Source organism: Collinsella aerofaciens (genome assembly GCF_039752955.1).
Taxonomy (GTDB): domain Bacteria; phylum Actinomycetota; class Coriobacteriia; order Coriobacteriales; family Coriobacteriaceae; genus Collinsella; species Collinsella aerofaciens_BI.
In genome coordinates, this window is the sequence record NZ_JBDMHB010000008.1 from 24208 (window position 1) to 42918 (window position 18711).

Here is an 18711-nt window from a genome sequence, read left to right on the forward strand (position 1 = left end):
TAATGGCTAAAGAACTCGATTTCGACGCTATCAAGGCTGCTGCTGAGTCTCATCGTGCTGACATGACGCGTTTTCTTCGCGCAATGATTAGCCATCCCTCTGAGTCCTGCGAGGAGGGCGAGGTTGTCGCTTGCATCAAAGCCGAGATGGAGAGTCTTGGCTATGACGAGGTCAAGGTCGACGGCCTGGGCAACGTTATGGGCTTTATGGGCGAGGGCGACAAGATTATCGCCATCGACTCCCACATCGACACCGTCGGCATCGGCAACATCGAGAACTGGGACGCCGATCCCTATGAGGGCTACGAGACCGACGAGATCATCTACGGCCGCGGCGGCTCCGACCAGGAGGGTGGCATGGCTTCTGCTACCTACGCTGCCAAGATGATGAAGGACATGGGCCTTATCCCCGAGGGCTACAAGATCATGGTCGTCGGTACCGTCCAGGAAGAAGACTGCGACGGCATGTGCTGGCAGTACATCTACAACAAGGACGGCATTAAGCCCGAGTTCGTCATTTCCACCGAGCCCACCGACGGCGGCATCTATCGCGGTCACCGCGGCCGTATGGAGATCCGCGTCGACGTTCACGGCACCTCCTGCCACGGCTCCGCTCCCGACCGCGGCGACAACGCCATCTACAAGATGGCCGACATCATCGCCGACGTCCGCGCCCTCAACAACAACGGCTGCGACGAGTCGACCGACATCAAGGGCCTCGTCAAGATGCTCGACCCCAAGTACAACCCCGAGCACTTCGAGGACGCCCGCTTCCTGGGCCGCGGCACCTGCACCGTCAGCCAGATCTTCTACACCAGCCCCAGCCGCTGCGCTGTCGCTGACTCCTGCGCCATCTCCATCGACCGTCGCATGACCGCCGGCGAGACCTGGGAGTCCTGCCTGGACGAGATCCGCAACCTGCCGGCAGCCAAGAAGTACGGCGACGACGTGAAGGTCTCCATGTACATGTACGACCGTCCGTCCTGGACCGGCGAGGTCTACGAGACCGAGGCTTACTTCCCCACGTGGATCAACAAGGAGACCGCTCCGCACGTCAAGGCCCTCGTCGACGCCCATAAGGCTATGTTCGGTGACGAGCGCATCGGCTGCGAGCCCAGCATGGACAAGCGCACCGGTCGTCCGCTGTGCGACAAGTGGACCTTCTCCACGAACTGCGTTTCCATCCAGGGCCGCTATGGCATCCCCTGCGTCGGCTTTGGCCCGGGTGCCGAGTCTCAGGCTCACGCTCCCAACGAGGTCACCTACAAGGACGACCTGGTCACCGCTGCCGCCATGTATGTGGCTGCCCTGAACCTCTACGATCCGAGCCAGGCCGATGGCGATGCCACCGTGTTCCGCGCCGGTCTGACCAACAACAAGATCGACTAGTCCCATTCCTCGATCTTGTTGAGCCGGGGGCAGTTTATGCCCCCGGCGCCTCCTGTTGACTTGGGGCCCGCGGTCGTTATCTCCCATGCTTCCTCGACGGTGGCGGGTCCTCGTCATAGCGCTCTGCATGTTCTGGCCACACGCGCATGCCGGAGCGCATCTACTCATTGCGATCGTTTCATCTTTAGAAAGGATATTTACATGGACGCTAAGTTTACCGAACTCGTCGAGCAGCTGAACGGCCTCGATTTTAAGGGCATGTACGGCAGCGACTTCCTGCACACCTGGGATAAGACCACCGATGAGCTCAAGGCGCTCTACATCGTCGCCGACGCCCTGCGCGAGCTGCGCGAGAACAACGTTTCGTCCAAGATCTTCGACTCGGGTCTTGCCGTCTCCCTGTTCCGCGACAACTCCACCCGTACGCGCTTCTCCTTCTCTAAGGCAGCCAACCTGCTCGGCCTTGAGCTGCAGGACCTGGACGAGAAGAAGTCCCAGATCGCCCACGGCGAGACCGTCCGCGAGACCGCTACCATGATCTCCTTCATGGCCGACGTCATCGGCATCCGCGACGACATGTACATCGGCAAGGGCGACGCCTACATGGCCGAGGTCTCCGAGTCTGTCCAGCAGGCCTACGAGGACGGCGTTCTGGATCACCGTCCCACGCTCATCTCCCTGCAGTCCGACTCCGATCACCCCACGCAGTCCTCTGCCGACATGCTCTACCTCATCAACGAGTTTGGCGGTCTTGAGAACCTCAAGGGCAAGAAGGTTGCCGTCACCTGGGCCTATTCGCCCTCTTACGGCAAACCGCTGTCCTGCCCGCAGTCGCTGATCAGCCTGCTGCCCCGTTTTGGCATGGACGTCACCCTGGCTCACCCCGAGGGCTACGACCTTATGCCCGAGGTCGTCGAGCGCGCTAAGGGCTACGCCGCCGAGTCCGGCACCACCTTTAAGCAGGTCAACACCATGGCCGAGGCCTTCGAGGACGCCGACATCGTGATCCCCAAGAGCTGGGCTCCGTTTGCCGCCATGGAGAAGCGCACCAACCTGTACGCCGAGGGCGACGACGCCGGCATCGCTGCGCTCGAGAAGGAGCTGCTCGCCCAGAACGCCACCCATCAGGACTGGTGCTCCACGACTGAGCTCATGGAGAAGACTGCCAACGGCCAGGACACCATCTTTATGCACCCGCTGCCCGCCGACATCTCCGGTGTCTCCTGCGAGCACGGCGAGGTCAACGCCGACGTCTTCGACATGCACCGCGTGGGCATGTACAAGGAGGCCAGCTACAAGCCGTACGCCATCGCAGCCATGATGTTCCTGCAGAAGGTTGCCGATCCCGCCGCTACCCTCAAGGCCCTCGACGAGCGCAACACCGCCCGTTGGCTCCAGGCCTAAAGCCGGGCTGAGGTAAGCCATGTAAAGGGGGCGCTCTGCCAACTGGCGGGGTGCCCCTATTTTGCATCGCGGGCGTGCGGGATAAGCGCTTTCGATGTGGATGCCCGCGGCGCGAGTTATGGGTACGATGGTTTCAGGGGAGGTATCACCATGAAACTTGGATGCGTCATTATGGCTTCGGGCGAGGCCAAGCGGTTTGGCTCCAACAAGATGCTCGCCGATATCTATGGCGAGCCGCTGATTGCCCGGACCATCGATTCGGTTCCCCGGGGCTTTGACGTTGTGGTTTCGACGCGTTGGCCCGAGGTCGCCCAGATTTGCGAGGACAAGCATTGCCCGTGCGTGCTGCACGATGGCGAGCTGCGCAGCGAAAGCGTCCGTGCGGGCCTTTCGTGGGGAGTCGAACGCAACTGGAAAGGTTGCCTCTTTTTACCGGGCGACCAGCCGCTCGTGAGTTCGGATTCTTTTGAGGCTATGGTTCGTGCATTTGACGAGCGTGGCCGCAAACATCCGGTGCGTCTTGCGTGTAACGGTGAGCCTTCGAGCCCGGTGCTCTTTCCGGCGGAACTGTTCGATGCACTTATGTGTCTTGAGGGCAAGGACGGCGGGGGCTCGATTCTCAAAGGTCGCACCGACGTGGTGCTGGTCGAGGCGCGTGCCTACGAGCTGTGGGACGTCGATACCGTCAAGGGACAGCGACGCATAACGGAGCATATCGCCGCCTGCTCGTATTTTGATCGCGTGGCCAACTGTATTAATCAATAAGGAGCAACATGATCATCATCAAAAACGGCGCGCTCGTGACGCCCCAGGGGCTTCGCCGCGCCGATCTTGCCATGGAGGGCGACAAGATTGTGCGGATTGCCGCGGCGATTGAGCCGGCCGAGGGCGATACCGTCGAGGATGCCGTGGGCTGTTGGGTGTTCCCCGGCTTTATCGACGGCCACACGCACATGCAGTGCTGGACTGGCATGGATTGGACAGCCGATAGCTTTGAAACCGGCACGCGTGCGGCTGCCTGCGGCGGTACGACGACCATCGTGGACTACGCGACGGCCGATCGCGGCGTGACCATGCCCGACGCCCTTGCCGAGTGGCATCGCCGTGCCGACGGAACCTGCACGGCCAACTACGCCTTTCATATGGCACTCGCCGAGTGGAATGAGCGCAACCGCGCCGATCTTTCGGCTATGCGCGAGGCGGGCGTATCGTCGTTTAAGACCTACTTTGCCTACGACCACCTGCGCTTGGACGATGCCGAGACACTCGAGGTGCTGGAGGAGCTCAAGCACCTGGGCGGTATCCTGTGCGTGCATTGCGAGAACGGTACGCTGGTGAATGAGCTGCAGAAGCGCGTGTTTGAGCAGGGCATCCACGGGCCCGAGGGCCATGCGCTCAGCCGTCCGGATGTGTGCGAGGCCGAGGCCGTGAGCCGTCTGCTGTATCTGGCGCACTTGGCCGGGGACGCTCCGGTCAACGTGGTGCACCTTTCGACCAGGCTGGGGCTCGAGGCCATTCGCGCTGCCAAAGCGCGCGGGCAGAAGAACATCTATGTCGAGACCTGCCCTCAGTATCTGATGCTCGACGATACTTGCTACTTGGAGCAGGGCGAGGACGGCTTTGCGGGTGCCAAGTACGTGATGAGCCCGCCGCTGCGCCATGCCGGCGACCGTGCAGCCCTGCGCGAGGCACTTGTGGCCGGCGAGATCGATACTATTGCGACCGATCATTGCAGCTTTAACCTGCACGGGCAAAAGGACCGCGGGCGCGACGATTTCCGCGCGATTCCCAACGGTGGGCCCGGCGTGGAGCATCGTCCCGTCGCGATTGCCACGAGCTTTGAGGGACAGCTGGGACCCGAGGATTTGTGCCGCTTGATGAGCGAGAACCCGGCGCGCGTCTTTGGCATGTACCCGCGCAAGGGCTGTCTTGCCGAGGGCGCCGATGCCGATGTGTGCGTGTGGGATCCCAAAGCGCGCTGGACAATCAGTGCCGCGACACAGCATCAAGCTGTGGACTACACGCCGCTCGAGGGTTTTGGGGCACATGGCCGCGCCAAGGTCGTGTTTGTGAACGGCGTGCTGGTGGCACGCGACGGCGAGCCCACCGGAGCCCAACCCGGCCGCTACGTCCCCCGCTAGCAGGAAGGCCGCCAGGGTAGCTAATTTGGGACGGGGCTCTTTTAGCTACCCTTGCCTGCCTGATGATTTTTCTCTCAACATGGGGTAGCTAAAAGAGCCCCGTCCCAAATTAGCTACCCCTTGAGGCTGGTGGCGACGATGGGGCTGCCGAGGGCTGCCTCGAAGCAATCTGCCATCGTTGGGTCGGCAAGCGTGTCGACTTGGTTGAGCATGATGCGGGCATTGTTGAGGTTCAGCATTCGCAGCTCGGCATTGAGCACCATGGCGACGCGCTCTGGGGTGGCAGCGTCGGTGGGCTCGCAGCCGCAGCGCTCGCAGAAGAGCTCGGGGCGGTGGGCAGCCTCGGCGACGGGCTTGCCCAGCCCCGAAGCGCCGACGACCCAGACAACGTTTGCCGTGGCGTCGGGAATTACCGGCTCCCAGGCGGCATGCGCCTTGAGCGGGAGTCGCTTGCTGCCATCTGCCTCGGCCAACACGTAGTCAAAGCGCTGCGCCAGCTCGTTGAGCGGCTCGGCGGGGGCGGAGAGCTTGCCTGTCTCCGGGTCCAAAACACCCGCCTGGCAGATACTTCCGCGGCTCATGCCAGCGCATGCCTCGCAAGTGCAGCCAGGAACATGCAGAGCTCCCGGCTTCCAAGGCGCGGCGCCCAGGCGACGGCTCGACCCGTCCCATGGCACGCCGGCGACGGGAAACATGTGCGTGGTGGTACAGAGGAGCACGCGGCCGCCGGCGCGCATGAGCTCAAGACCCAGCGTTTTGAGCAACGTCGACTTGCCGCCGCTGCCGATAATCGCGGTAATGCCCGGCTCGATCCTGAGCGCCGAGGCAAGATTGCCGCTAACCGTTTCCATCTGTTCACCTCCGTATAATACTGTGATAATAAATAATCATCAGAGTAGCGGTCGAACCGCTTTTGCTCTGCTCAAACCGTAGCACAGGGAGGTGCCCCGGGAATGCTCGTTTATGTTCGCGGCGCCGGCGATATCGCCACGGGTGTCGCCGCTCGCTTGGTGCGCGCCGGCGTGTCGGTCGTCATGGCCGATATCGCGGTTCCCACGTGCATCCGCCGCACAATCAGTTTTTGCGAGGCTATTCGCCTGGGCGAGGTCCAGGTCGAGGGCATTCGCGCTCGCTTGGCGCAGACGCCGGCAGAGGCGCTCGAGATTACCCAAGCGGGGGATGTTGCCGTCGTGGTGGACCCTCAGGCCAAGATGCTCGATGAGCTTAAACCCGCGGCTGTGGTCGACGCGATTCTGGCCAAGCGCAACCTGGGCACCACGCGCGACATGGCGCCTACCGTCATCGCCGTGGGGCCGGGCTTTACCGCGCCGGTCGATTGCGACGCCGTGGTCGAGACCATGCGCGGGCATTTTTTGGGCCGTGTCATTACCCAGGGCTCGCCCCAGCCCAACACGGGCGTGCCGGGCGTGATCGCCGGCTATGGCAAGGAGCGCGTTATCCACAGCCCCGCCGCCGGCGTGTTTCGGTCCGACCGCGCAATCGGCGACATCGTGAGCGCCGGAGACGTGATTGGCTACGCGGACGATACGCCCATGTGCACACAGATCGATGGCTGCCTGCGCGGGCTTTTGGCGAACGGCGTGCAGGTGACTGAGGGCTTTAAATGCGCCGATGTCGATCCGCGCGGCGATGCCAGCTATATCAACTACATTTCGGACAAGGCGACGTCGGTCGGCGGCGGCGTGCTCGAGGCACTCGCTATGCTCACCGATATCTTTAGAGGATAGAAGGCGGCAATGGAAAAGCTCGATGTTGTGAATGCGGCGCTTGCCGCCCTGCGTGCTGGCGAGACGTGCGAGCTCGTGGTCGTGGCCGGCACGGCGGGGTCGTCACCGCGCGGTGTGGGCGCATGGATGGCCGTCTTTGCCGACGGCAGCCAGGCGGGCACTATCGGCGGCGGCAAGATTGAGCTCTTTGCGCTGGATGAGGCGCGCGAACTCCTGAGCGCGGGACAGTCGCGTCTGGTCCGCTACACCATGGGCGGCGAGAACTCCGATACCGGCATGATCTGCGGCGGAGCCATTTGCCTGTGCTATCTGCATCTGGATGCGACCCAGGCACCGTTGTTCCAGGAAATTGCCGACGTCTTGGTCTATCGGCGCATCGGCGACTTCGTCATCGACTTTGAGCCGTTTATCGCGAGCGCGCTCGAGGGCGATGTGGCCGAGTACCATGGCGAGGCATCGCGCCATACCATTGCGGGCTGCCCCGGGCTTTCACTGGTGGAGGAGGGGAGTAACGTCACCTACACCAACGCTGCCTCTGAGATTCCCGCGGCGCACATCGAGACGCTCTGCCCCGAGGGCCTGACCTACATCTTTGGCTGCGGACACGTGGGCGCCGCGACGGCGCGCGTGCTCACGGCGGCGGGCTTTGCCGTCGTGGCCTGCGATGACCGCCCCGGCACGTTGACGCCCGAATGGGTGCCCGGTGTCTACGATCGTCGCCTGGTCGATTACAAGAACCTGAGCGAGCTGTGTCCCATCGGTCCGCGCGACTTGGTGGTCGTCGCCACGGCGGGTCACAAGTCCGATATCGACGTGGTGATTCAGGCCATGCGTGCCAAGCCTGCCTACCTGGGCTGTCTGGGTTCGCGCCGCAAGACGGCCTTTGTGCGTGCCCGCCTGGAGCAGGAAGGTTTTACGCAGGACCAGATCGACGAGCTGCACCTTCCGATCGGCGTTGCCATCGAGGCCGAGGACCCCGAGGAGATCGCCATCTCCATCGCCGCCGAGATGATCCACCTGCGCCGCACCAAACTCGTCCCCCGCAAGCGCTAATCGCATCCCCACCAATAAGTTGCGGTGAAATACGGACTGTTTAAGCCTGTTAGGCCGCCAAACAGTCCCTATTTCACCGTAACTGCTTTTTGGGACCCATTTGTGCGGGGGAGTTGTGGAGTTGTGCAGGCAGACGAGGTTTATCTGGAAATACGCACCCAATGCGCGTATAGTACCGATTGTTTTGTCGGCTCCTGCTGCGTCGAGTCCAAACCGCGAAATGCCATGAGCGGCGCGGATGCAGCCAGGAGGCACGAGGACAACCCACCGTGGCCACGCCCCGTGCTTAAAACCCCAAGAAGGAGTGAACAATGGCAGAAGAGAAGTATGTGCCGCGTCTGAAGACCAAGTACAACAACGAGGTCAAGCAGCAGCTTCAGGACAAGTTCCAGTACGAGAACGTCATGATGATCCCCAAGTTTGAGAAGATTGTCGTGAACATGGGTGTCGGCGAGGCCGCTACCGATTCCAAGGCCATCGACGGTGCCGTGCGCGACCTGCGCGCCATCACCGGCCAGCAGCCGATGATCACCCGTGCCCGCAAGTCCATCGCTACCTTCCGCCTGCGCGCTGGCATGCCGATCGGCTGCAAGGTTACCCTGCGTGGCGACCGTATGTGGGAGTTCTTCGATCGTCTGACCTCCGTCGCGATCCCCCGTATCCGCGACTTCCGCGGCATCTCCGCCAAGAGCTTCGACGGCCGTGGTAACTTCTCCATGGGCGTCACCGAGCAGCTCATCTTCCCCGAGATCGACTTCGACTCCGTCGATCACCAGCGTGGTATGGACATCACTTTCGTGACCACCGCCAACACCGATGAGGAGGCCAAGGCCCTTCTGGACGCCTTCGGTTTCCCGTTCAAGAAATAGGTTCACCTGCCCTATAAGCGCCGTTCCCACAAGGGGGCGGCGCTTGGGGCGAACAATACTCTATGTGAGGAGGATATAAGTGGCTAAGACATCGATGATCGTCAAGTGCAATCGCAAGCAGAAGTTCTCTACTCGTGAGTACACGCGCTGCCAGCGCTGCGGCCGTCCGCACTCTGTGTACCGCAAGTTCGGCCTGTGCCGTGTCTGCTTCCGCGAGCTTGCACTCAAGGGCGAGCTTCCCGGCGTTAAGAAGGCCAGCTGGTAAGTCACTACCAGCGTTTCAAGCATCCGTTTGGAACAGGGAAAACGCGCTAGTTAGGCTTTGCCGTTAAGGGCGGCGAAGAACCAAGAGCACGTGTTCATCAAGAACGAAGGAGAATCTGTATGAACCTTACAGACCCGATCGCAGATATGCTTACGCGCATCCGTAACGCTAACTCTGTGAACAAGGCCACGGTCTCCATGCCGAGCAGCAAGAAGCTCGTCGAGATCGCTCGTGTTCTGCACGAGGAGGGCTACATCGAGGGCTACGATGTCGAGGACACCGTTCCCCAGAAGACTCTGCACATCACGCTTAAGTATGGTCCCAAGAAGGCTAAGGTCATCAACGGCATCCGCCGCATTTCCAAGCCGGGCCTGCGTAAGTACACCGGCGTTGCCGACATGCCCCGCGTCCGCGGTGGCCTTGGTACCGCCATTATTTCCACCAGCCATGGCGTCATGACCGACCGCGATGCTCGCAAGCACAACGTCGGCGGCGAGATCATCGCTTACGTCTGGTAATTCGCTCGGTAGGTAGAAGGAAAGGAGATCACCGTGTCTCGTATCGGTAATAAGCCTGTCCAGATTCCCGCCGGAGTCGAAGTGGCAGTCAACGGCAACAACGTTGTCGTCAAGGGCCCCAAGGGCCAGCTCGAGCTCGATGTCTTTGAGAAGCTCGCTATCAACGTCGAGGACAACGTCCTCACCGTTTCCCGTCCCGACGACGAGCGTGAGACCCGTGCCCGCCACGGCCTCACCCGCGCTCTCATCCACAACATGGTTGTTGGCGTTTCCGAGGGCTTCGAGAAGAAGCTCGAGCTCGCCGGCGTCGGTTACCGCGTGCAGCAGAAGGGCAAGAACCTCGAGTTCTCCCTGGGCTTCTCGCACCCCGTGATCGTCGAGGCTCCCGAGGGCATCACCTTCGAGGTTCCCGACAACACCCACGTGAACGTCAAGGGTATCAATAAGCAGCAGGTCGGTCAGATCGCCGCTGAGATCCGCGGCCATCGTCCTCCCGAGCCTTACAAGGGCAAGGGTATCCACTATGTTGGCGAGCACATCCGCCGCAAGCTGGGTAAGGCCGCCAAGTAGTCGTAACCGACTCACTCGCATAAGACCAGCACCCCGTTAGGTGCTGGCAAGATCAACCTTTTTAGGAGTTTACGTATGAACAAGCATAAGGCGAAGCTGGAAGGCCTCAAGCGTCGTCAGCGTCGTGTTCGCGGCAAGGTCTCGGGTACCGCCGAGCGTCCGCGTCTTCGCGTGACCCGTACTAACGCCAACATCTATGCCCAGATCATCGACGACAGCAAGGGCTCCAGCCTGACGCTCGTCTCCGCCTCGACCCTCGAGGCCGAGTTCAAGGGCACCCACACCTCGAACAAGGAGGCTGCGGAGAAGGTCGGTCAGCTCGTTGGCAAGCGTGCCATCGAGGCCGGCATCACCAAGGTCGCTTTCGATCGTGGTGGCCGTATCTACCATGGCCGCGTCAAGGCCCTCGCCGACGGTGCTCGTGCCGCCGGTCTCGAGTTCTAGGAGGTATGTAGCACATGGCTCGTAATCAGAAGCAGCAGCGCGAGGCCTCCGAGTTCGAGGAGCGCGTCGTTTACATCAACCGCGTGTCGAAGACCGTCAAGGGTGGTCGTCGCATGAGCCTCGTCGCTCTCGTCGTCGTCGGCGACGGCAAGGGCAACGTCGGCGTTGGCATGGGCAAGTCCGCTGAGGTGCCCATGGCCATCTCCAAGGCGTCTCTCGATGCCAAGAAGAACATGTTCCACGTGCCGGTGACCGATCAGGGCACCATTCCGCACGAGGTTCTCGGTCACTTTGGTGCCGGCCGCATCATCATCAAGCCCGCTGTCGAGGGTACCGGCGTTATCGCCGGCGGCGCTGTGCGTCCCCTCTTCGAGCTTGCTGGCATCAAGAACGTCCTGTCCAAGTCCCTCGGTACCGACAACGGCCTCAACATCATCAAGGCTGCCGTCGAGGGCCTCAAGGAGCTCTCCAGCCCTGAGGACGTCGCGGCTCGCCGTGGCCTGACGGTCTCCGAGATGTTCGTCGGTAAGGAGAACTAAGCATGGCTGACACCATCAAGATCAAGCAGGTCCGCAGCACCAATGGTTGCAAGCAGGACCAGGTCCGTACTGTCCGTGCCCTCGGTCTCCACAGGATCCGCGAGGTTCGCGAGATTGCTGACAACGAGTCCGTCCGCGGCATGATCTTCAAGGTCAAGCACCTTGTCGAGATTGTAGAGGAGTAGCAAATGCAGCTTCACGATCTTACTCCCGCGCCCGGTTCCACCAAGAACCGCAAGCGCGTCGGCCGTGGCAATTCTTCGGGTCACGGCACCACTTCTGGCCGCGGTCAGAAGGGCCAGGGTTCCCGCTCTGGCGGCACCAAGGGTGCCGGCTTCGAGGGTGGCCAGACTCCGCTGGCTATGCGCCTGCCCAAGCTTCCGGGCTTCCGCAACCCCCGTCGTATCGAGTACACCGCTGTTAACGTTGAGCGTCTCGAGCGCAAGTTCGAGGACGGCGCTGTGATCGACGGTGCCGCTCTTAAGGCCGCTCGCATCACCAAGAGCGAGTTCGAGCCCGTCAAGGTGCTCGGCAATGGTGAGCTCACCAAGAAGTTCACGGTCAAGGTCGACAAGGTCAGCGCTTCTGCGCAGGCCAAGATCGAGGCCGCCGGCGGAAAGGTCGAGCTGCCGTGCTAAATGGTCTTAAGAATGCTTTCCGCATCAAAGAATTGCGCGAAAAGATTCTTTTTACCATAGCTATGCTCGTCGTGTACCGCATTGGTGCGCACGTTCCTGTGCCCGGCATTCCCTTCCAGGGGATGCTGGGCCTTTTCTCGACCGATAACAATTCGGTCGCCGCAGGTGCTATGGCCCTCCTGAATCTTTTCTCTGGTGGCGCGTTGAGCTATGTTTCGGTGTTCTCCCTGGGCATCATGCCTTACATCACCAGCTCGATCATCCTCCAGATGCTCCAGGCCGTTGTGCCTTCCCTGCATGAGCTTGCCCGCGAGGGCGAGGTCGGTCAGACCAAGATTACGCAGTATTCGCGTTACCTCACCCTGGCTCTGGCAATCCTCAACTCTGTGGGTTACCTCTTCCTCTTTAAGAGCTTCGGCATCAGCTTTACTGGCGCCGGCGCTCCCGAGATCATCTTCGACCTCATGATCGTCGGCACGCTCACCGCGGGCGCCATGCTGATCATGTGGATTGGTGAGCTCATCACCCAGCGCGGTATCGGCAATGGCATGTCGCTGATCATCTTTGCGAACATCATGGCCGGTCTGCCGCAGGCGATCTTCTCCAGCACCGAGGGCAATGCCGGTGGCATCATCACCATGGTGATCATCTGCGCAATCATCCTGCTGGTCATCCCGCTGATTGTTTTCCTTGAGCGCGGCCAGCGCCGCATTCCGGTCTCCTACGCTAAGCGCGTCGTGGGCCGTCGCATGATGGGTGGCCAGACCACCTACCTGCCCATCAAGGTCAACACCGCTGGCGTCGTGCCGATCATCTTCGCTTCGGCGCTGCTGTACTTCCCGGCCCAGATTGCCGTGTTCTTCCCCGGCATCGGCTGGATCCAGGCAGTTGCCTCTGCGCTTTCGACCGGTTGGCTCAACTGGGTGCTTAACGTTGTCCTCATCGTGTTCTTCGCGTACTTCTACACCTCCATGGTGTTCAACCCCGATGACACGGCCGACAACCTTAAGAAGCAGGGCGGCTTTATTCCGGGCGTCCGTCCGGGTAGGGCTACCGCGGCCTACATCAAGAACGCGCTCAACAAGATCACGCTTCCCAGCGCTGTCTTTTTGGCGCTCATCGCCATCGTGCCTTCGATCATCTTCTCCTTCACGGGTAATCATCTGATCCAGGCATTTGGCGGCACGTCCATCCTCATCATGGTCGGCGTCGTGCTCGACACGGTCGATAAGCTCGAAGGCCAGATCAAGATGTATGATTACGATGGATTCTTTAAATAGGCTAGAGGAGGATTGCTCATGAACCTCGTATTGCTCGGAGCTCCGGGTGCCGGTAAGGGCACCGTCGCACAGGAGCTCGTCGCCGAGTTTGGCGTCGCTCACATTTCCACGGGCGACCTGCTGCGTGCTGCCGTCAAGGGTGGCACCGAGCTTGGTATTCAGGCTAAGAAGTACATGGACGCTGGCGAGCTCGTTCCCGACCAGCTCGTGATCGACCTTGTCAAGGAGCGCCTTGCCGCCGATGACGCCCAGCAGGGCTTTATCCTCGACGGCTTCCCGCGCAACACTGCCCAGGCTGTGACGCTCGATTCCGAGCTCTCCGCCATGGGTCGCGAGATCGACTGCGCCCTTCTGGTCGACGTGGCCCCCGAGGTCATCATCGATCGTCTGTCTTCGCGTCGCACCTGCCGCGCCTGCGGTTACACCGGCACCGCTGCCGATGCCACCTGCCCCAAGTGCGGCGGCGAGATGTATCAGCGCGACGACGACAAGCCCGAGACCATCAAGAACCGTCTCGACGTCTACGAGAAGTCCACGAGCCCGCTCGTCGACTACTATCGTGGCCAGGGTCTGCTCAAGTCGGTCAACGGTGACCAGGCTCGCGAGACCGTGTACGGGGATGTCAAAGAGGCTCTCGGTCTATGATCAAGATTAAGTCTGCAACGCAAATCGAGCAGATGAAGAAGGCAGGAGCGCTATCTAAGATGGCGCTCCGCCACGTTGGGGCCATGGTTCGCCCCGGCGTGTCGACCTTCGAACTCGATCAGCTTGCCGAGCAGATTATCCGCATGCATGGCGGCACCCCGGCCTTTAAGGGTTACGGCGGGTTCCCCGGAACCATTTGCGCATCAATCAACGATGCCGTGGTTCACGGTATTCCCAACCCCGATATGATCCTGCGCGATGGCGATATCATCTCCATCGATACGGGAGCCGTTCTCGACGGTTGGGTCGGCGATAACGCCTGGACGTTTTTCGTCGGCACCCCCACGCCCGAGGCCAAGGCCCTTTGCGAGGTTACGCGCGATTGCCTAAAGGCTGCCATCGAGCAGGCTGTTCCCGGTAACCATATCGGGGACGTTGGCTATGCCGTTCAGTCCCTCGCCGAGTCTCACGGTTACGGCGTGCTTCGCGATTACGTGGGGCATGGTATTGGTCGCGTGATGCACGAGGATCCCAACGTTCCAAATTATGGAAAGAAGGGGAGAGGTGTTCGCCTTCAGGCTGGTATGGTTATCGCCATCGAGCCGATGGTTACGATGGGTTCCAATCATGTGAGCACAGGCTCCGATGGTTGGATCGTTACCACCAACGACCACCTGCCCGCCGCGCACTACGAGAACACCGTTGCCATTACCAATGAAGGTCCGGTGATTCTTACCACGGATGCTCAAGGTGCTTGGTGTTCGCTCCAAGGCGGAGAAATGTAACAAGTTCCACTTAGATGTGGAGCCATTACGAAGATATTACGATGCGTGCATGCGTGTTGTAGAATACTCAATCGCTGTCGTTTTCTAGAGAAAGATGATTGCTTGTGAAGAAGGAAGACGCAATTGAGCTCGAGGGTACGGTAAAGGAGCCGCTGCCCAACGCCATGTTTAAGGTTGAGCTCGAGAACGGTCATTCGGTTCTGTGCAACATTTCTGGCAAGATCCGAATGAATTACATCCGCATTCTCCCCGGTGACAGGGTTGTCGTGGAGCTTTCCCCGTACGACCTGACCCGCGGTCGCATCACCTATCGCTATAAATAGCGACACGCATACACGCTCTTTTCCGACTGCAGGCTTAGCTCAACCTACGGTCGGTTTGCGTGTGAAGACCAGCCATAGTTTTAAACGCCTGCGGCTGGGCGAGTAGATAGTAGGGAAGTAGTTTGAGCGCTACCGAAAGGAAGAACGATGAAGGTACGTCCTTCGGTCAAGAAGATGTGCGATAAGTGCAAAATCATTAGGCGCCACGGCAAGGTCCTCGTCATTTGCGAGAACCCCCGTCATAAGCAGCGTCAGGGTTAAGAGAGGAGACTACGTTGGCCCGTATTAATGGTGTCGACCTCCCGCGTGAGAAGCGCGTTGAGATCGGTCTGACCTACATTTACGGCATCGGCCGCACCACTGCGACGAAGATTTGCGTCGAGTGCAACGTTAACGTGGACACGCGCGTTAAGGACCTCACCGAGGATGAGGTTAACGCCATCCGCGATTATATCGATAAGAATCAGATCATGGTTGAGGGCGACCTCCGCCGTGAGCGCAACCAGAACGTCAAGCGCCTTATGGACATCGGCTGCAACCGCGGCCTTCGTCACCGCAAGGGCCTCCCGGTCCGCGGCCAGCGCACCCACACTAACGCTCGTACCCGCAAGGGCCCGAAGCGTCAGATCGGTGCTAAGAAGAAGAAATAAGGAGCGCTAGATAGATGGCTACTGCTAAGAAGAACGTTCGCGCTGCCCGTCTGAAGCGCGCGGACCGTAAGAACATTTCCGTGGGCCAGGCTCACATTCGTTCTACGTTCAACAACACGATCGTTTCGATCACCGATCCCCAGGGCAACGTCATTTCCTGGAAGTCGGCTGGCCAGGTGGGCTTCAAGGGCTCCCGTAAGTCCACGCCGTTCGCTGCCCAGATGGCTGCCGAGGCTGCTGCCAAGCAGGCCATGGAGCACGGTATGAAGAAGGTTTCCGTCTTCGTCAAGGGCCCCGGCTCCGGTCGTGAGACCGCCATCCGCTCCCTCCAGGCTGCTGGCCTCGAGGTCTCGAGCATCCAGGACAAGACCCCCATTCCGCACAACGGCTGCCGCCCCAAGAAGCGTCGCCGCGTGTAACTGAAAGGATCGTATCAATATGGCAATCGACAGGACTCCTGTTCTTAAGCGCTGCCGTCAGCTCGGGATCGATCCCGCTGAGCTCGGTTACAGCAGCAAGAAGGAATCTATCCGTCAGCCCAAGCGCCGTCGCAAGGAATCTGAGTACGGCATGCAGCTGCGTGAGAAGCAGAAGGTCAAGTTCATCTATGGCGTTCTGGAGAAGCAGTTCCACGGCTACTTCAACAAGGCCCGTAATATGAACGGCGTCACCGGTGAGAACCTCATGATCATTCTTGAGTCTCGCCTCGACAACGTCGTCTTCCGTCTGGGCTTCGCTCGCACCCGCAAAGAGGCTCGTCAGTCCGTCCGTCACGGTCACTTCACCGTGAACGGCAAGCGCGTGGACATTCCGTCCTACCGCGTCAAGGCCGGCGACGTCGTCGCTGTCGGCGAGAAGTTCCGTGACCTCCTCCCCATCAAGGAGGCCCTGATTTCCTCCGAGCGCTTTGAGGTCCCTGGCTGGCTCGAGGTCGATATCGAGAAGCTGTCTGGTAACGTGCTCGCTCTGCCGACGCGTGAGCAGATCAGCGGTGATATCAACGAGCAGCTCATCGTCGAGCTCTACTCTAAGTAGTCCATCCGGGCTGCTGAGGCTGGAGGTAATACATGTCAGAATTCATTAGGCCTCAGGTTCAGGTCGAAGAGATCAACGAGACCTCTGCTCGTGTCTCCGTCGAGCCGCTCGAGCGTGGCTACGGCGATACGCTGGGTAACTCGCTTCGTCGTGTTCTTCTGTCCTCGCTCGAGGGTGCCGCCGTTGAGGCCATTCAGATCGATGGTGCGCAGCACGAGTTCATGACCATCCCTAACATGGTCGAGGATGTCACCGACATCGTCCTGAATGTCAAGGGTCTTGTCTTCAGGGCTCTCGGCACGACCGACGAGGCGACCGCCACCATCTCGGTTGACGGCCCCTGCGAGGTCACCGGTGCGGACTTCTTTATTCCGTCCGAGTTTGAGCTGGTCAACCCCGAGCAGCACATTGCTACGCTCACCGAGGGTGGCCATCTCACCATGAGCATGCGCATCGGCTATGGCCGCGGCTATGTCTCTGGCGAGGCTAACAAGCGTGACAACGATCCCATCGGTGTGATCAACGTCGACTCGCTGTACTCGCCGGTGTCCCGTTGCGCCAAGCTCGTTGAGGCTTGCCGTGTCGGCCAGCATACCGACTACGACCGCCTTGTCCTCGAGATCGAGACCAACGGTTCCATCGCCCCGCGCGACGCCGTGGTTCAGGCTGCCAATATCATCAACCAGCATATGGCCGCCTTTATGAACCTTGCCGAGACCCCCGAGGTCGAGGAGGAGGCTTCGATCTTCGCTCCCGAGGACACCAACGACAACGCCGAGCTGGACAAGCAGATCGAGGATCTGGACCTTTCCGTCCGTTCCTACAACTGCCTTAAGCGCGCCAGCATTCACTCGGTCCGTCAGCTTGTTGAGTTCTCGGAGAACGATCTGCTCAACATCCGTAACTTCGGTGTTAAGTCGATCGAGGAAGTGAAGGACAAGCTTGAGTCCATGGGCCTGAGCCTGAAGGCTTAATGCTTCGCATATTTGAGGAGAAACTAGACCATGCGTCACAACGTTAAGAAGGGCCTGAAGCTCGGCACCGATGCGAGCCACACCAAGGCCATGAAGAAGAGCCTTGCTAAGGCTCTCTTCGAGAACGACCGCATCAAGACCACCGAGACCCGCGCTAAGGCGCTGCGTTCGGTCGTCGACCCGATCATCACCTGGGCCAAGAAGGGCGACCTGCATTCTCGTCGTCTGGCTATCGCCAAGCTCGGCGATAAGCAGCTCGTTGCCGAGATCTTCGACAAGGCTGCTCAGGGCATGTGGCAGGACCGCAACGGCGGTTACACCCGCATCATGAAGCTCGGTAACCGTAAGGGCGATAACGCTCCTATCGTTATCATGGAGCTCGTCACCGAGCCTTGCACGCCTAAGGCCAAGAAGGCTGCTCCGGCCCCCAAGAAGGCCGCTGCTCCCAAGAAGGTCGAGGCCGTCGAGGAGGCTCCTGCTGAGGAGACCGCTGAGTAGACATTCTGTCTGCATAGGCTATATTCGAGGGGTACGTTCGCGTACCCCTCTTTTTTTGTCGCAATACTGTTGCTAGTTTGTTGGGAGCGCCCATGACTGCGCCGTCTGATTTCAATTCGACCCCCGAGCTCGACGCCACCCTTGTATTTCGCGTGGCCTACGATGGCTCCTCCTATAGCGGATTTGCCGAGCAGCCGGGCCAGACGACGGTTGCGGGCGAGCTGCGCCGTGCAATCGAGACGTTGCTGCGCCGCCCAATCGATCTGACGTGCGCGGGGCGTACCGATGCCGGCGTTCATGCGGTGGCCCAATACATCAGCGTGCCCGTAACGGACGCTGAGCTCGCTTTGACGCGCCGTAGGTGGCTGAGGGCTATGGATGCCCTCCTGGGCAAAGATATCGCCATAAACGAGGTCTACAAGGCTCGTAAGGGCTTTTCTGCGCGTTTTGACGCGCGCTCTCGCACGTACACCTATCGCATTGCCGACCGTGATGCGCGGCCCGTGCTGTCACGCGGTGCAGTGTGGTGGCATCGCTATCCCCTCGACGTCGATGCGATGGCGGCCGCCTGCCCTGCGCTTTTGGGCGAGCAGGACTTTAAGAGCTTTTGCAAGGTCGCCTCTGCCGTGGGCAAACCTACGCACCGCTGCGTAATGCGTGCCGAGTTTGGCCATGAGGTCGCCTTTGGCGAGGACATCCTCACGTTTACCATCGAGGGCAATGCGTTTTTGCATTCGATGGTGCGAACCATTGTGGGCACCCTTGTCGAGATCGGCATGCATCGCCGCGATCCCGAGTGGATGCGCGAGGTAATTGATGCCTGCGATCGCTCCGCTGCCGGTCCTACGGCGCCCGCATGCGGTCTTACCTTTATGGGCGTGGACTACGACCCCGCCGAGCTTGTGGTGCTCGATTAGGGAAGTGGCTGCCTGACGGCGATCTTT

26 protein-coding genes are annotated in these 18711 nt (G+C 60.4%); 25 read left to right on the forward strand and 1 reads right to left on the reverse strand.

Annotated elements, in window-relative coordinates; translation table 11 throughout:
* The first annotated feature begins 2 nt into the window (after nt 1-2).
* From ABHR75_RS03330 to hydA, 4 genes are all read left to right on the forward strand, one after another.
* Nucleotides 3-1388 (forward strand): YgeY family selenium metabolism-linked hydrolase, encoded by a 1386-nt coding sequence (locus tag ABHR75_RS03330; RefSeq protein ID WP_055252228.1) that lies wholly within the window; start codon nt 3-5, stop codon nt 1386-1388.
* Nucleotides 1389-1589: 201 nt separating this feature from the next.
* On the forward strand, nt 1590-2792 hold the full coding sequence (ygeW, locus tag ABHR75_RS03335; RefSeq protein WP_346963629.1) for a knotted carbamoyltransferase YgeW: 1203 nt from the start codon (nt 1590-1592) through the stop codon (nt 2790-2792).
* Nucleotides 2793-2942: 150 nt separating this feature from the next.
* Nucleotides 2943-3557: a nucleotidyltransferase family protein gene (locus ABHR75_RS03340; RefSeq protein WP_195246772.1), complete on the forward strand. Its 615-nt coding sequence runs from the start codon at nt 2943-2945 to the stop codon at nt 3555-3557.
* A gap of 8 nt (nt 3558-3565) precedes the next feature.
* Nucleotides 3566-4933 (forward strand): dihydropyrimidinase, encoded by a 1368-nt coding sequence (hydA, locus tag ABHR75_RS03345; RefSeq protein WP_346963630.1) that lies wholly within the window; start codon nt 3566-3568, stop codon nt 4931-4933.
* A 113-nt stretch (nt 4934-5046) separates the two neighbouring features.
* Here the strand turns inward: hydA and yqeC are convergent, their stop codons facing one another.
* Nucleotides 5047-5784 carry a selenium cofactor biosynthesis protein YqeC gene (gene yqeC, locus ABHR75_RS03350; RefSeq protein ID WP_346963631.1) on the reverse strand — a complete coding sequence of 246 codons (738 nt, stop codon included), beginning with the start codon at nt 5782-5784 and terminating at the stop codon, nt 5047-5049.
* 102 nt (nt 5785-5886) lie between these two features.
* On the opposite strand from yqeC, the gene yqeB reads away from it, so the two are divergent.
* The 21 genes from yqeB (at nt 5887) to truA (ending at nt 18684) form a co-directional block, all read left to right on the forward strand.
* Entirely contained in the window at nt 5887-6681 is a 795-nt protein-coding gene (gene yqeB / locus ABHR75_RS03355) for a selenium-dependent molybdenum cofactor biosynthesis protein YqeB (protein ID WP_035137452.1), read from the forward strand.
* Between the two features lie 9 nt (nt 6682-6690).
* Nucleotides 6691-7734 carry an XdhC family protein gene (locus ABHR75_RS03360; protein WP_195232223.1) on the forward strand — a complete coding sequence of 348 codons (1044 nt, stop codon included), beginning with the start codon at nt 6691-6693 and terminating at the stop codon, nt 7732-7734.
* 311 nt (nt 7735-8045) lie between these two features.
* Nucleotides 8046-8603, forward strand: coding sequence for a 50S ribosomal protein L5 (rplE, locus tag ABHR75_RS03365; protein ID WP_006235260.1), 558 nt, complete (start codon nt 8046-8048; stop codon nt 8601-8603).
* Between the two features lie 79 nt (nt 8604-8682).
* Entirely contained in the window at nt 8683-8868 is a 186-nt protein-coding gene (locus ABHR75_RS03370) for a type Z 30S ribosomal protein S14 (protein ID WP_022094280.1), read from the forward strand.
* Nucleotides 8869-8987: 119 nt separating this feature from the next.
* Complete coding sequence (gene rpsH / locus ABHR75_RS03375) at nt 8988-9386, forward strand: 30S ribosomal protein S8 (RefSeq protein WP_006235262.1); 399 nt, start codon at nt 8988-8990, stop codon at nt 9384-9386.
* Between the two features lie 33 nt (nt 9387-9419).
* A complete protein-coding gene (gene rplF, locus ABHR75_RS03380; protein WP_006235263.1) occupies nt 9420-9956 on the forward strand; it encodes a 50S ribosomal protein L6 in 537 nt (178 codons plus the stop codon).
* A gap of 75 nt (nt 9957-10031) precedes the next feature.
* Entirely contained in the window at nt 10032-10400 is a 369-nt protein-coding gene (gene rplR, locus ABHR75_RS03385) for a 50S ribosomal protein L18 (protein ID WP_055252235.1), read from the forward strand.
* A gap of 14 nt (nt 10401-10414) precedes the next feature.
* Entirely contained in the window at nt 10415-10939 is a 525-nt protein-coding gene (gene rpsE / locus ABHR75_RS03390; RefSeq protein WP_022094279.1) for a 30S ribosomal protein S5, read from the forward strand.
* Between the two features lie 2 nt (nt 10940-10941).
* Nucleotides 10942-11124: a 50S ribosomal protein L30 gene (gene rpmD, locus ABHR75_RS03395; protein ID WP_006235266.1), complete on the forward strand. Its 183-nt coding sequence runs from the start codon at nt 10942-10944 to the stop codon at nt 11122-11124.
* A 3-nt stretch (nt 11125-11127) separates the two neighbouring features.
* The gene (gene rplO / locus ABHR75_RS03400; RefSeq protein ID WP_006235267.1) at nt 11128-11577 is read left to right on the forward strand and encodes a 50S ribosomal protein L15; all 450 of its coding nucleotides are present in this window, start codon (nt 11128-11130) and stop codon (nt 11575-11577) included.
* Entirely contained in the window at nt 11571-12857 is a 1287-nt protein-coding gene (gene secY, locus ABHR75_RS03405; RefSeq protein ID WP_117775826.1) for a preprotein translocase subunit SecY, read from the forward strand. The genes rplO and secY overlap by 7 nt, the downstream gene beginning before the upstream one ends.
* An 18-nt stretch (nt 12858-12875) precedes the next feature.
* On the forward strand, nt 12876-13502 hold the full coding sequence (locus tag ABHR75_RS03410; protein ID WP_006235269.1) for an adenylate kinase: 627 nt from the start codon (nt 12876-12878) through the stop codon (nt 13500-13502).
* Nucleotides 13499-14287 (forward strand): type I methionyl aminopeptidase, encoded by a 789-nt coding sequence (gene map / locus ABHR75_RS03415; RefSeq protein WP_346963632.1) that lies wholly within the window; start codon nt 13499-13501, stop codon nt 14285-14287. Before ABHR75_RS03410 ends, map begins: the two co-directional genes overlap by 4 nt.
* Nucleotides 14288-14391: 104 nt before the next feature.
* Nucleotides 14392-14610 carry a translation initiation factor IF-1 gene (infA, locus tag ABHR75_RS03420; RefSeq protein ID WP_035137443.1) on the forward strand — a complete coding sequence of 73 codons (219 nt, stop codon included), beginning with the start codon at nt 14392-14394 and terminating at the stop codon, nt 14608-14610.
* Nucleotides 14611-14757: 147 nt separating this feature from the next.
* Complete coding sequence (gene rpmJ / locus ABHR75_RS03425; protein WP_006363204.1) at nt 14758-14871, forward strand: 50S ribosomal protein L36; 114 nt, start codon at nt 14758-14760, stop codon at nt 14869-14871.
* Nucleotides 14872-14885: 14 nt separating this feature from the next.
* On the forward strand, nt 14886-15260 hold the full coding sequence (gene rpsM / locus ABHR75_RS03430; RefSeq protein WP_022094275.1) for a 30S ribosomal protein S13: 375 nt from the start codon (nt 14886-14888) through the stop codon (nt 15258-15260).
* A 14-nt stretch (nt 15261-15274) separates the two neighbouring features.
* Nucleotides 15275-15679: a 30S ribosomal protein S11 gene (gene rpsK, locus ABHR75_RS03435; RefSeq protein ID WP_006235274.1), complete on the forward strand. Its 405-nt coding sequence runs from the start codon at nt 15275-15277 to the stop codon at nt 15677-15679.
* A 19-nt stretch (nt 15680-15698) separates the two neighbouring features.
* The gene (rpsD, locus tag ABHR75_RS03440) at nt 15699-16295 is read left to right on the forward strand and encodes a 30S ribosomal protein S4 (protein ID WP_346963633.1); all 597 of its coding nucleotides are present in this window, start codon (nt 15699-15701) and stop codon (nt 16293-16295) included.
* Nucleotides 16296-16327: 32 nt separating this feature from the next.
* Nucleotides 16328-17269, forward strand: a complete 942-nt coding sequence (locus ABHR75_RS03445) for a DNA-directed RNA polymerase subunit alpha (protein ID WP_346963634.1) — start codon at nt 16328-16330, stop codon at nt 17267-17269.
* A gap of 30 nt (nt 17270-17299) precedes the next feature.
* Nucleotides 17300-17767 carry a 50S ribosomal protein L17 gene (gene rplQ, locus ABHR75_RS03450; protein ID WP_006235277.1) on the forward strand — a complete coding sequence of 156 codons (468 nt, stop codon included), beginning with the start codon at nt 17300-17302 and terminating at the stop codon, nt 17765-17767.
* A gap of 92 nt (nt 17768-17859) precedes the next feature.
* Nucleotides 17860-18684: a tRNA pseudouridine(38-40) synthase TruA gene (gene truA, locus ABHR75_RS03455; RefSeq protein WP_346963635.1), complete on the forward strand. Its 825-nt coding sequence runs from the start codon at nt 17860-17862 to the stop codon at nt 18682-18684.
* Nucleotides 18685-18711: the final 27 nt, after the last annotated feature.